The 12,883-nt window shown below is 47.4% G+C and carries 12 protein-coding genes; 11 read left to right on the top strand and 1 reads right to left on the bottom strand.

The features are described from left to right. Positions 1-138: 138 nt before the first annotated feature. Positions 139-1,029, bottom strand: coding sequence for an RCC1 domain-containing protein (locus J2Z34_RS11185; protein ID WP_209459953.1), 891 nt, complete (start codon positions 1,027-1,029; stop codon positions 139-141). A gap of 476 nt (positions 1,030-1,505) precedes the next feature. Between J2Z34_RS11185 and J2Z34_RS11180 the strand changes: the two genes are divergently transcribed. The 11 genes from J2Z34_RS11180 to J2Z34_RS11130 all read left to right on the top strand — a co-directional run bounded on the left by J2Z34_RS11180 (position 1,506) and on the right by J2Z34_RS11130 (position 12,781). Continuing rightward, a complete protein-coding gene (locus J2Z34_RS11180) occupies positions 1,506-2,336 on the top strand; it encodes a Cof-type HAD-IIB family hydrolase (protein ID WP_209459952.1) in 831 nt (276 codons plus the stop codon). Further along, entirely contained in the window at positions 2,330-2,794 is a 465-nt protein-coding gene (gene trmL, locus J2Z34_RS11175) for a tRNA (uridine(34)/cytosine(34)/5-carboxymethylaminomethyluridine(34)-2'-O)-methyltransferase TrmL (RefSeq protein WP_209459951.1), read from the top strand. The genes J2Z34_RS11180 and trmL overlap by 7 nt, the downstream gene beginning before the upstream one ends. A gap of 112 nt (positions 2,795-2,906) precedes the next feature. Beyond that, a complete protein-coding gene (locus tag J2Z34_RS11170; protein WP_209459950.1) occupies positions 2,907-3,740 on the top strand; it encodes a DegV family protein in 834 nt (277 codons plus the stop codon). A 141-nt stretch (positions 3,741-3,881) separates the two neighbouring features. Further along, complete coding sequence (gene trxB, locus J2Z34_RS11165) at positions 3,882-4,805, top strand: thioredoxin-disulfide reductase (RefSeq protein WP_209459949.1); 924 nt, start codon at positions 3,882-3,884, stop codon at positions 4,803-4,805. Further along, positions 4,806-5,135, top strand: coding sequence for a thioredoxin family protein (locus tag J2Z34_RS11160; protein ID WP_209459948.1), 330 nt, complete (start codon positions 4,806-4,808; stop codon positions 5,133-5,135). Between the two features lie 215 nt (positions 5,136-5,350). Continuing rightward, a complete protein-coding gene (locus J2Z34_RS11155) occupies positions 5,351-6,418 on the top strand; it encodes a BMP family ABC transporter substrate-binding protein (RefSeq protein WP_209459947.1) in 1,068 nt (355 codons plus the stop codon). A 76-nt stretch (positions 6,419-6,494) separates the two neighbouring features. Beyond that, positions 6,495-7,283: a DUF6544 family protein gene (locus J2Z34_RS11150; protein WP_209459946.1), complete on the top strand. Its 789-nt coding sequence runs from the start codon at positions 6,495-6,497 to the stop codon at positions 7,281-7,283. Positions 7,284-7,410: 127 nt separating this feature from the next. Next, positions 7,411-8,052: an NAD(P)-dependent oxidoreductase gene (locus J2Z34_RS11145; protein WP_209459945.1), complete on the top strand. Its 642-nt coding sequence runs from the start codon at positions 7,411-7,413 to the stop codon at positions 8,050-8,052. Positions 8,053-8,169: 117 nt separating this feature from the next. Next, complete coding sequence (locus J2Z34_RS11140) at positions 8,170-10,320, top strand: DNA topoisomerase III (RefSeq protein ID WP_209459944.1); 2,151 nt, start codon at positions 8,170-8,172, stop codon at positions 10,318-10,320. A gap of 86 nt (positions 10,321-10,406) precedes the next feature. Then, positions 10,407-12,200, top strand: a complete 1,794-nt coding sequence (locus J2Z34_RS11135; protein ID WP_342453164.1) for a thiamine pyrophosphate-dependent enzyme — start codon at positions 10,407-10,409, stop codon at positions 12,198-12,200. Continuing rightward, positions 12,197-12,781: an indolepyruvate oxidoreductase subunit beta gene (locus tag J2Z34_RS11130; RefSeq protein WP_209459943.1), complete on the top strand. Its 585-nt coding sequence runs from the start codon at positions 12,197-12,199 to the stop codon at positions 12,779-12,781. The genes J2Z34_RS11135 and J2Z34_RS11130 overlap by 4 nt, the downstream gene beginning before the upstream one ends. The last annotated feature ends 102 nt before the right edge of the window (positions 12,782-12,883 follow it).

Genomic DNA, 12,883 nt, shown 5'->3' with positions numbered 1-12,883 from the left:
AGGCAGCTGAAAAGCCCGAAAATGCGCTCAGCGTAATTTTCGGGCTTTCTGCAGTAGACACAATTGCTTATAAATAGATGAGAAAGGGTGAAAAATTCCAGCATAGGTAATGGCTAAAGTGCTGGAAGCCATTTTCTCTTAGGGCAATGCAATATCCTCCCACAAGGTGACATCACATTGATCCTGACTCTTGTCTCCGGTAGCTACTATCGTTCCGTCTTCCCTGAGCCCTATCGTATGGTACCAGCCACATGAGATTGCAACTATCCCTGTCCACTCTGATACCTCGCATTGCCTGTATTTATTGTCACCTATGGCTACAACAGTACCATCATTTTTGAGACCCACAGCATGATAGAGTCCGCCGGCAACAGCAGTTATATCAGTCCATTCCCTGATTTTTTGCACGGAATCGGCGAATTCGCCATTATACACGACTGTACCGTCAGTGTTCAATATGATTGCACCTGAACCAAATACAATATCAGCGATATCTTTTATTCCTGGATCATCAGGATTGTAATACTCATCACAGCCCGCTCCGGATCCAATGTAGGTTCCATTTATCCTGATTCCGATAGCGGTGTAGGCATTCGCATCTATAGACTCAATGTCTTTCCACCAGGTGCATTCTTTCACGTCATATGCATCCTGTCCGGCAAAAACAACTGACCCATCAATCCTGAGACCGATGGAAAAATTGAAGCCTGTAGCGATTTCAATGATATCGGTCCACCCAGACACTTCACACTGGCCGTAAGCGTTGTTGCCTGCAGCCACAACGGTTCCGTCGCTTTTCAGACCCAGGATATGGTTGTCGTCCGAACTGACTGATACAATATGCCTCCACGATTCCACATCATCCTGACTGTAGCTCCTGTAACCTGTTACAAGCACTTTTCCATCCTTTGTCACTGCCGCAGTATGGTAATAATCTGCTGATATGGTGTTTCTGTCTGCACTTAAAGGCTTTGAACATCCTGTAATAATCATCAGGATGACAGCAAGCATGAATATATTCCTTTTCATTATCAGGGCGTAGACCCCGAATTTAAGCGGGATGCAGCACCATTCACCTCCAGTTTACATTTGTTTACCAAATCCTCAAATTCAGGTGGGATTTTGGAAAAATACTCAATTCATAGCTTCTAAAGGAACCTTGACATTGAATTTTCAACTCACATATCTATCTGAATACATGGTAGCAAATGCATTTATAAGCTTTATGAACCTGAGGTAAACATAGCATAAACCCCAAAAAGGGAGCCTGAGAATGGTGAAGTGCGCAGTCAGTTAGTGAATCAAGATGTGGTGTCAAATGATCATGGTATCATTAATGGAAGCTTCGCAGCTGAGCTTTTCTGAAGTGAAAATACAATGGGGCAGAAGGAAATGCGGAGATCATGGAGTTGTTTTCAAGTAAAATTCGGGGCATATTTCAGGGGGATATGATATAATTTTTCTGGACATTAAATACAAGGGGTGAGTTCACCATCAAATACAGGATGATTTGCACGGATCTCGACGGCACTCTTTTACAGAGCAACCAGGAGATTTCCAGTGAGGACAAGGAAGCAATTAGAAAGGCAAAGGAGCAGGGCGTGATAGTGGTCCTTGCAACCGGCAGGATGCACCTCTCCGCAAGGCTATATGCCGAGCAGCTTGACATATGGGACCCGATAATCTCTTCAAACGGATCCTACGTCACTGAAAGGGAAGGAGACAAGGTGTTCTTCGAGTCCAACCTCAAGAGGGAGGACCTGAGATACATAATAGACACCCTTAAGGAGTATGACGTTGAACCGAACTTCTACAACAGAGGAACCATGTACGTCAATGAGGTCAGGGATTTCGTGAAGAGATACGAGGCTCTGCAGAAGGTTCTTCCAAAGGATAAGAACATAACCATAAGGTACATCAATGATTCCTATACCTATGATGACCTTATCAGTGAAGACGGGGACAGGATACAGAAGGGGATATGTTTCCCTCAGATCGATCTCATCGAGCCAATAAAGAAAAGGATGAGGGAGAACGAGCGGATCAAGATAGTCTCATCAGGAAACAACATCGAATTCACGGCCATGGATGCAGATAAGGGTCAGGCTGCCCTGAGACTTGCAAAGCATTTCGGGATCAGCAGTGAAGAGATGATCTGCATAGGAGACAGTGAGAATGACCTGTCGATGCTTTCAGTAGCCGGGATGCCGGTAGCCATGGGTAATGCCATTGACGAGGTAAAGTCCCTGGCAAGATTCGTGACATGTGACAACAACAGTAATGGAGTAGCAAGGATGATTGGGAAGTTCATCCTGGGGGAGGATGTGGAATGCTGAATGTAGTTCTGTTCAACCCTGAAATACCCCAGAATACTGGAAATATTGGGAGGACATGCGTCCTGACCGATTCGAGGCTGCACATAATCAGGCCAACGGGCTTTGAAATAACTGACAAGAATGTCCGAAGGGCAGGACTCGATTACTGGCCATTCCTTGAGCTTCATATGTACGACAGCTTTGATGAGCTTATGGAAAAGTACAGGGATGCCAGGTTCTTCTTTTCGACCACCAAGGGCTCGGTACCATATACAGAGGTAGAATACAGGGATGAGGACTTCATTGTCTTTGGAAAAGAATCAAGCGGACTCCCGGACAGCATAAGGGACGGAGGCTACGGGACCAACATCAGGGTTCCCATGATAGAAAGTTCGACTAGAAGCCTTAATCTTTCAAACACAGTGGCGATAGTGGTTTACGAGGCTAAAAGGCAGACTGGATTCAAAGGAATGAAATAAATATCTGAATAAATTCTTAATTTTTGCAGGCCGGTCATTTACCGGCCTGATTTGTTGTATATAATTTGATTATCAAAGCTTTTGCATGAGCTTAAGCGCAACCGGAGGGTATATGGAAAAGATCAAGATAGTGACAGACAGCACTGCTGACCTTACAAGGGAGCTCATCGAGGAATACGATATTGAAGTAGTTCCTCTTACCGTGCACATAGGAGAAGAGTCGTTTAAAGACGGATCCCTGACTCTTGATGAATTCTTTGAGAGGATGAAGAAGTCATCTTCATTCCCGACAACAAGCCAGGTCAATCCTCAGGATTTCCATGATGTCTATAAAAAATACCTCAATGAAGGGTACAAGATATTGTCCATACATATTTCATCGGCTCTTTCCGGAACCGGTCAGTCCGCGCAGATCGCAAAGGACATGCTGGAGTCGGAGGACATAGTCATAATCGACACCATGAACGTGTCTGCAGGTATCATGATTTCACTCATCGAAGCAGGCAAGATGGTCAAGGCAGGAAAGAGCCTTCAGGAAATTGAAGCAGAAGTCAGGAGCCATAAGGACAGGATAAAGCTTCTTGCGGCATTTGATACGCTTGAGAACCTGGTGAGGGGCGGCAGACTCTCAAAGGCAGCAGGAGCAGTAGGCGGAATACTTGGGATAAAGCCGATACTTAACATCAAGGATGGCAGACTCGAGATGAAGGATAAGGTAAGGGGTACCAAGAAGGCATTGAAGGCACTTACCGATTTCGCTGCAGAAGCCAAAGTAAAGCCTGGTACTGAGGTTGTGCTCATACATGCCAAGGCAGATGACATGGTAAACCCGATCAAGGCAATCTTTGATTCAAAGGGAGTAAGCTGCAGGATCGTTCCGGTCGGAACGGTAATTGCAACTCATGGCGGACCAGGTTTCGCCGGAGTTTTCTACCTGGAAGCATAGCAGAGTGATCGGCACTGAAAGGTGCCGATTTTTATGCTGTAAAATTAAATTTGATAAAATCTATTTTCAACTTTGGGAAAAGGTTGTATAATAGCCTTAGATTTGGGTTCAAAATACTCATGATGAAAACTGGAGGTAAACATGGCGCATATTTACGATACAATCATTCTTGGAGGAGGTCCCGCAGGACTTTCTGCTGCGCTCTACGCGGGCAGGGGAAAGCTGGACACACTTCTTATAGAGAAAGGCTCTTACGGCGGACAGGTTGCGACAACCTATGAAGTCGACAATTATCCTGGAGCCGACATCGGCATTACAGGTCCGGAGCTTTCTGACAAGATGAGGAAGCAGGCTGAAGCATTCGGGACGAAATTCATGAAGACCGAGGTCCTTTCAGTAGACCTTACCGGCAAGATAAAGAAGGTTGTGACAAAGACCGGCGAAATCGAGGGAAAGACAGTTATAATTGCTACAGGAGCAACACCAAGGACCATCGGGTTCAAGGGTGAGGATGAACTGAGAGGAAGAGGAGTGTCCTATTGTGCAACCTGTGACGCTGATTTCTTCACAGACCTTGAGATTGCAGTCATAGGCGGCGGAGATTCTGCTATACAGGAGGCGCTTTACCTCACAAAGTTCGGAAGCAAGGTTACGATAATACACAGAAGACAGGGCTTCAGAGCCGCCCAGTATCTTGTTGACAAGGCCAGGGCAAGTGAAAAGATTGAATTTCTGCTTGATACCGTAGTCGAGGAAGCCTATGAGGCTGGCGGAGTACTTTCAGGTCTCAAGGTCAAGAATGTACTTACCGGTGAGGTTTCAGACTTCAAGGTAGACGGAGTGTTCGTGTTCGTGGGATATGAGCCCATATCGGCACTCTTCAAGGGACAGGTCGATATGAACACATTTGGAGAGATCAGGACTGATGTATACATGAGGACGAACCTTCCCGGAGTTTTCGCCGCAGGCGATATAAGGGAGACAACAATAAGGCAGGTAATAACAGCAGCAGCTGATGGTGCCGTTGCAGCAGTAACCTGCGAGAAGTACCTGGAGGAAGAATAAATGATAGAACTGAAGACCGATAGCTACGCTGAGGTCCTTAAGGAGTCAGAGGTGCCTGTTTTCGTTGATTTCTTTGGAGAGAGCTGCGCCATATGCATGGAGCTTCTTCCCGGAGTGCATGAGATGGAAAAGGAATTCGAGGGTAAGGTAATCTTTGCTTCAGTGGATACCGGAGTAGAGAGAAAGCTTGCCATGAAGGAAAGGGTAATGGGACTGCCAACCATGGCAATCTATGCCAATGGCGAGAAGAAGTCCGTAGCAGGACCAAAGGACATAAAGTCACTTGATGATGTCAGGGCGTTCATAAACGGCTTTCTGGAAAACAAATAAATCAAGTTAAAGAGTTAGGGTAGGACCTTAAAGAGTCCATCCGATACATAAATCAAGTAAATTCAAGCATGCCGGGATCCTTTAAATGTGGATTCCGGCATGCTTTTTTATTCTCCCGTATTCATATGGAATTCCAATTGTGTCATAATATATTCGGAATGTATGCAGATGTACGGATAAGTGCATTGGACACTGCACTTTTTTTGGAGGAAATTATGAAGATAGGAAAACTTTTACCGGCAATTCTTGCAATAGCAGTCACCGGATTATTATATGCCTGCAGCAATGAAGAGCCGATTGCTCCGACTGAACCTTCAGGGACGTCAAAGGTCAGGATAGGGATGTCAGTTGATGAATGGGAGCTTTCGGACAAAGTCCTTGAAGAGGCCGTATTTGAAGGGCTGGACAGGATTTTGGCTGATTTTGAGGTAAAGACCCAGATTATGGTATCAAAGGCTTCTGACCAGTACGAGAACAACCTTGATGCGCTTGCAAAGGAGAACGACCTTGTTATAAGTGCAGGCCTTAAGATGGCTCCTCTAGTTGCACGCATGTCAGAGAAATACCCTGACAGGAAGTTCGTGATCCTGGATGGTAAAGTTGAATTACCAAATGTCAGGTCAGTGGAGTTCAGGGAGAATGAAGGTGCTTATCTGATGGGTGTCATCGCAGGCAGCATGACCAAGACTGGTAAGGTTGGATTCATAGGCGGTATGGAGCTCCCGGTAACAAGAAGATACCAGGCCGGATTCATAGCCGGTGTAATGTCTGTAAATCAGGTAGCCGGCAATCTCATGATAGAGGGAACGATGATAAAGTATTCCGGATCATATACTGATTCTTCAAAGGTACGATCGCTTGCTGCGGACCTTTACAGCCAGGGTGCAGACATTGTGATGCATGCGGCAGGCATGTCAGGAGAAGGGCTCTACGAGGCGGCGGAAGACATGGGAATGCTGGCATTGGGCTCGGAAAGGGACGAGGCTTCAGCTTATCCTGAAAGGGCAGAAGTGATAATCGCTTCTGTTGTGAAGAATGCCGGAAAATATGCTTATGATGCGGTGAAGGATGTATTGGAAGGAAGCTTCACACAGGGCCTGGTTTCTTCCGGAATCAAAGAGGGTGGCATAATGATTTCTGATACTCTGCACCCTGACCTTGAAGAGAATGAAGAGCTGCTTCTGCTTCTGCAGTCAGTCGAAGGAGATATAGCTGATGGGACGATTGTCGTACCTGAAGATCCTGAAGAGCTGGAAGCGATTAATCCGGCAAGTAATGATTAGAGTACAAATGGCCGCAAAGAGGCTTTCCCTGGCGAAAACCCTGAAGGGTTCAAAATAACAACACGGAGGGACTAAAATGTCAAAGGTTTCAAAAACCTATCAGAAGCGAACGGAAGATGAAATGAGACTAAAGGAGGCGTGGGATGGTAAAGGGATGATCGATTCTGCATCTTTGCCAGAGCCTGTAAGGAGACATCTACGTCTGTGCGGATATGAGGGGAGGAGACTGCCTGTAGCCGGAAGCGTGATCTGGAAGGAGAGCAGCATCCGTTTCGGTCCTGATAAGCCATGGACAAGCCTTGTAACAAAGCAGTTCAATTCCTGTGTAACTCCATTCAGGGCTGCCTACATGAAGACGAGGATGTTCGGTATCCTTCCCTTTGAGGGACTGGACCTCTGCATAGGAGGTACGGGGAGCATGCTTGGAAAGCTTGCTGGAGTTATAAACGTCCTTGATGAAAAGGGTGTGGAGTTTGACACCTCAGGACTCGTCACTTTGCTTGCTGAAGCCACCATGATACCGGGAATGCTTCTCATGCCGTACATTTCCTGGGGTAAAGCCGAAGGGAGTACAGTGAATGCATCGATGACGCTCAAGGGAATAACAGTCGGTGGAAGGTTCATTTTCGGTGAGGACGGGTTATTCCGCATCTTCGAAAGCGATGACAGATACTATGCGAATCCGAAGGGCGGAAATGAGATTAGGCCATGGAAGGTCGAGTGCGAGAGGTATGATGAAGCTGATGGTATAAAGTTCCAGTCACACGTTACTGCTTCATGGCAGCTTCCTGAAGGACGGTATGAGTATTGGCGGGGAACAATTGAAAGGGTGGAATCCGGTTCAGGAGGGGTACTATTTTCCTGAAACTTGCCATGCGAGCCAATATTAAAACAAAGTATACAGAAATAACCTCTCCAGTCTATAAGTTCACACTAAAATCAAAATTGAAGAGATGATTTAGGTGTGTTTCACCGAGAGTGGAGGGTTTTTTATGAAGGTAGGACTTATTGGTGCCACGGGAATGATAGGATCAAGGATACTTGACGAGCTTGCCGCCAGGGAACATCTGGTTGCGGCAATAGCTAGGGATCCATCGAAGGTTCCGGGATACACGACAGTCATAGCCTGCTTCGGAGACATTTTCAAGCCTGATACCGTACTTAGCCACATTATGGGTTACGATGTGCTGATAAGCGCTCTTGCGCCTGATCTTAAGGACCTTGACAGCTTTGTGGAAGCTCAGAGGAACCTTGTATATATCGCCGAAAAGTCCAGGGTAAGGAAGCTTATCGTGATCGGTGGAGCCGGAAGCCTTAAGAACCATTCAGGGTCAAAGCTTATGGATTCGCCATTGTTCCCTGAATCATGGAAGGGTGTGGCATCAGTGCATGAAAGGGCCCTTCAGGTATATAAGGACCTTAAGGGTCAGTCGTTCACATGGACAAGCGTAAGCCCCGCGGCCATGATATCGCCAGGCGAGAGGACAGGGAAATACAGGCTCAGCCTTGATGAGACATTAGTCGTAGATGACAACGGCAATTCCTCGATTTCGGCTGAAGACATTGCGGTGCTTGTAGTGGATCTCGTTGAGAATGATGCGTACGCAAACATGAGACTGGCATCTGGGAACTGAATATGGTATTGCAAAGCCGGGAAGAAAATCCCGGCTTTGTTTTTGCCGTGTTATAATCAGGTAATAAAGTAGTAACAATCATGTAAACATGGATTGTTGCCGGAAGGAATGATTGATTTGGGAAACATACTGGTGCTGGCCGAGAAGCCTTCGGTAGGCAAGGACATAGCAAAGGCGCTTGGAGCAACATCCTCCAAGGAAGGATATATCGAAGGGAAGGGGTACGTTGTAACCTGGGCAATGGGTCATCTGGTCACACTTGCGGATCCTGAGGAATATGACAAGAAATTCCAGACCTGGAGGATGGAAGACCTGCCTATTTTGCCTGAGAGGATGAAGCTTACTGTCATAGGGCAGTCAGCAAGGCAATACAAGACCGTCAAATTTCTCATGGACAGGAAGGATGTTGACAGCATAGTCATAGCTACGGATGCCGGCAGGGAAGGCGAGCTTGTGGCAAGGTGGATCATTAAGGTTGCTGGCGTAAGGAAGCCAATGAAGAGGCTCTGGATATCTTCTGCAACTGAAAAGGCTGTAAGGGAAGGATTCACTAAGCTCAGGGATTCCCGTGAGTACGATAATCTGTACAGGTCAGCTGAAGCCAGGAGCCATGCCGACTGGATAGTCGGGATAAATGCGACAAGAGCCCTTACTGTAAAGCATAATGCCCAGCTGTCACTGGGACGCGTTCAGACTCCGACTCTTGCGATAATAAGGAAACGTGAGGAAGAGATCAATTCCTTCAAGAGCGTCGATTTTTATGAGATAGGAATCGAGGCGAAAGGCGCAGCCTTTGCAATGGAAGGCGGCAGGATATTCGACAGGGAGAAGGCCGAGGCAATAAAGGAAAAGCTTGTCAGGGCAACAATTAAGATTGACGATGTGGTCGTAGCTGAAAAGAAGACAGAGCCTCCTCTGCCGTATGACCTTACGGAGCTTCAGAGGGACTGCAACAGCCTCTACGGCTTCAGCCCGAAGGAGACGCTTAACCTGATGCAGATACTTTATGAGAGGCACAAGGTGCTGACATATCCGAGGACAGATTCAAGGTATCTGACAAAGGATCTGGTATCTACACTGCCTGACAGGATAAGGGCATCTGCTAAAGGCCAGCTTTCAGTGATCGGTCAGGACCTCATCAGGAAGGGTTTTTCAGGAAAGCTCAGATGCGTTGATGACAGCAAGGTCGGAGACCATCATGCAATCATCCCGACAGAGGATGAAGCAAGGACAGGAGCTCTTACTGACAAGGAGAAGAAGGTCTATGACCTTGTGGTGTCAAGGTTCATTGCGGCTCTTTCTGCGCCTTACGTATACAGGGAGGTCAGCATAAAGGCATCTGCCGGAGGAGAGAAATTTACAATCAAGGCAAGGACCACAGTCACTTCAGGCTACAGGTCAGTTCCCGGCCACAAGGGCGATGAAAAGGATGACCTGAAGCTTAATGAATTCAAGAAGGGTGATTCTCTGCCTGTTGAGAAGGCACATATCAGAACCGGAAAGACGACGCCTCCGGAGCCATTCAATGAAGGTACGCTGCTTACTGCAATGGAGAATCCGCTTAAGTACATGGAGGGCGGAGACAAGGAGCAGAGGGAGGCTCTGTCATCCTCTTCAGGTCTGGGTACGGTAGCTACAAGAGCGGACATCATAGAAAAGTTGTTTTCATCCTTTGTCATCGAAAAGAGAGGAAAGGGCATATATACCACTTCAAAGGGAAGGCAGCTTCTTACACTTGCACCAGAGGACCTGAAGTCTCCAGCGCTCACGGCAGACTGGGAGCACAGGCTCAGCCTCATCAAAGAGGGTAAGCTGGCACAGGACAAGTTCATTGGAGACATGGAGGAATACGCAAGGAAGGTAGTCAGGGAGATAAAAGCCTCGCAGGGCACCTTCAGGCATGACAACCTCACAGGCTCGAAATGCCCTGATTGCGGCAAGGCGCTCCTTGAGGTAAAAGGCAAGAACAGCGTGATGCATGTCTGCCAGGACAGGGAATGCGGGTTCAGGAAGACAATTTCCACTGTGACCAATGCAAGATGCCCTGAGTGCCATAAGAAGATGGAGCTGATAGGCGAAGGTGACAACAAGCAGTTCAGATGCATCTGCGGTCACAGAGAGAAGCTTTCAGCCTTCAACGAGAGGCGTGAGAAGGAAGGAACGGCAATGTCCAAGAAGGATGTCGGTAAATTCCTTAAGGATATGGAGAAGGAGACTGAACCGATGAATTCCGCACTGGCTGACAAGCTGAAGGACCTGTTTAAGTAGGGATTCAGGCGAAATTGCACATGCAAACGTTTCCGTGCTATCATATAACCATAGCGACACTATGAACATTGGGGGTGTTTTAGAGAGTGATTGGGGATAAGAAGATACTTTCCGGGAACCAGGCCATAGCAAGAGGGTTCTACGAAGGCGGAGGGCTGATAGCTGCCAGCTATCCGGGTTCTCCTACTGTAGAGATGATGGAGTCGGTAAAGGAATACGAGGGCATCTACGCTGAATTCAGTGTAAACGAAAAGGTAGCTTTGGAGGTTGCAATCGGAGGTTCATTCTATGGTGCAAGGTCAATGGCCACCATGAAGCATGTTGGTGTCAATGTGGCAATGGATCCTTTGATGACATTTACTGAGACCGAGGTTAATGGCGGATTTGTCCTGGTATCAGGAGATGACCCTGGAATGGCGAGCTCCCAGAACGAGCAGGACAACCGGATCATCGGCAAGTTTGCCAATATGGGAGTCTTCTGCCCTGGCAGCAGCCAGGAGGCGAAGGACTATATGGTACAAGCACTGGAGCTTTCCGAAGGCTTCGGGATGCCTATGCTTGTTGACATTACCTCCAGGGTATGCCATTCGCGTGGGGTAGTCGAGTGCTATGACAGGAAGGATAAGAAGCCTCAGGGCTTCACACCTGACAATTCGAAATACACCATGCTGCCGCCTTTCACCCATGAGAGGCAGCATGCAATGGCTGATAGGATAAAGAAACTGTCTGAATATGCATATGACTTTAAGCTCAACCTCCTTGAAGAGGTGGAGGGCTCCAGGGTGCTTCTTGTGGCAACCGGGCTCATGTACTACAACCTGAAGGAGCTGAAGCTGCCTTATTCCATATACAGGCCAGGCATGGTATATCCTTTGAGCAAAAGGCGTTTTTCTGAGTTTGCTGAAAGATATGAGAGGATAATAGTCATTGAGGAGCTCATGCCATTCATGGAAAATGAGATAGGTCTCATGGGCATAAGGTGCGAAGGCAAGAATCACTTTTCATTTACTGGTGAGCTAAATTCGGAAGATATCGAGAGAGGCCTTGCAGAGGCCGGGCTGATAACAGAGAGGAGTACGAAGGACCACAAGGATGTTGAAGTTCCTTCAAGGCCTCCTATGTTCTGTTCCGGTTGTCCTCACAGACCGGTATTCGATGTTCTCAAGAAGATGAAGGTCAAGGTAATGGGGGACATAGGCTGCTATTCCATGGCAGTGCTTCCTGCATTTACCGCTGCCCATACCATGATAAGCATGGGAGCAACAGTTGGAATAACAAAGGGCATGAACAAGGCAATGAGGCTCTTGGGAGACGATGAACCCATCGTTTCAGTGATAGGAGATGGAACATTCTTCCATTCCGGGATGACCGGCTTTGCGAATCTTCTGCATCAGAGCAGCCCTGAAGACAACATGACTTTCCTGATCCTTCAGAACGGTACCACAGCAATGACTGGCGGACAGCCAAATGGCTCTTCCGGCAAATACGACAACAGTGAAGGAATGGACATAGGCATAAGGCAGCTCCTTGAGACTATGGGCTTTGACAACGTCCGGGAAGTAGACCAATTCGACTACAAGACGCTAAAAGATGCTATTGCTGAAGAAACAAAGAAAAAAGGTATTTCAGTGATCATCACAACAAGGCCATGTGCACTGAGGTTCAAGATCAAGGAACCACATTTCTATGTAGACCCCAAAATATGCATCGCCTGCAGGACCTGTGTCAAGACAAACTGTCCGCCTATTAGAATGAAGAAGTACGAAGGCATAGACAAGCTCAAATCATCGATAGACAAGGACATGTGCGTCGGCTGTTCAGTATGCTCGCAGGTTTGTCCTGTGAATGCCATAAAGCGATCGGAGGTTGAAAGCTCATGAAGACTGCAGGGATAATAATAGCTGGAGTCGGGGGCCAGGGATTGGTTCTCGCAACCAGGATGATCGCTGAAGCTGCATTCAAGGCAGGAATGGATGTCAAGACCAATGATGTGGTAGGGTTGTCACAAAGAGGCGGTTCAGTCTGGGGCACGGTTAAGATAGGTGAGAAGATTGATTCACCTAACATTCTTCCGGGAGAAGGAGATATCCTGATAGGTATGGAGCCCCTTGAAGCCTTGAGGTGGAGCGGCTCGATGAAAGAGGGCGGAATAATAGTACTCAATGAGAACAGGGTATACCCGACACCAGTGCTTCTTGAACAGGCAGAGTATCCGGAAGTTCAGTTCGAGGAACTGAAAAAGAGATTCACGGTAATTTCTACGGATGCAAGAGAAGCTGCCAGGGAGGCCGGCAACATAAAGGCCGCGAACTCGGTAATGCTTGGCATACTTGCAGGCATGATAGAGATGCCGGAGGATGCCTTCATTGAAGTAATTAAGGAGCATGTGCCAAAATCAGCGGTTGAAGAGAACATAGCCGCTTTCAGGAAGGGTATCGAAATATCGAAAGCTGCACTTTAGACCGGTAAGGTTGGCAAGTGACCCAAAAGGTTAAACACAGGAATTACAGCCGTCGGTTTGAACCGGCGGCTGTTTTACGGAGCCTTGCAATGACTGTACGGA

Origin of the sequence: Youngiibacter multivorans, from assembly GCF_017873395.1 — a bacterium.
Lineage (GTDB): Bacteria > Bacillota > Clostridia > Clostridiales > Clostridiaceae > Youngiibacter > Youngiibacter multivorans.
Note: the sequence above shows the minus strand (reverse complement) of the source record. Positions and strands in the feature narration are given on the sequence as shown.

Bases quoted from the DNA above. Each gene is read 5' to 3' on its own strand.
- J2Z34_RS11185 (WP_209459953.1), bottom strand. From the start codon at position 1,029: ATGAAAAGGAATATATTCATGCTTGCTGTCATCCTGATGATTATTACA.
- J2Z34_RS11180 (WP_209459952.1), top strand. From the start codon at position 1,506: ATGATTTGCACGGATCTCGACGGCACTCTTTTACAGAGCAACCAGGAG.
- trmL (WP_209459951.1), top strand. From the start codon at position 2,330: ATGCTGAATGTAGTTCTGTTCAACCCTGAAATACCCCAGAATACTGGA.
- J2Z34_RS11170 (WP_209459950.1), top strand. From the start codon at position 2,907: ATGGAAAAGATCAAGATAGTGACAGACAGCACTGCTGACCTTACAAGG.
- trxB (WP_209459949.1), top strand. From the start codon at position 3,882: ATGGCGCATATTTACGATACAATCATTCTTGGAGGAGGTCCCGCAGGA.
- J2Z34_RS11160 (WP_209459948.1), top strand. From the start codon at position 4,806: ATGATAGAACTGAAGACCGATAGCTACGCTGAGGTCCTTAAGGAGTCA.
- J2Z34_RS11155 (WP_209459947.1), top strand. From the start codon at position 5,351: ATGAAGATAGGAAAACTTTTACCGGCAATTCTTGCAATAGCAGTCACC.
- J2Z34_RS11150 (WP_209459946.1), top strand. From the start codon at position 6,495: ATGTCAAAGGTTTCAAAAACCTATCAGAAGCGAACGGAAGATGAAATG.
- J2Z34_RS11145 (WP_209459945.1), top strand. From the start codon at position 7,411: ATGAAGGTAGGACTTATTGGTGCCACGGGAATGATAGGATCAAGGATA.
- J2Z34_RS11130 (WP_209459943.1), top strand. From the start codon at position 12,197: ATGAAGACTGCAGGGATAATAATAGCTGGAGTCGGGGGCCAGGGATTG.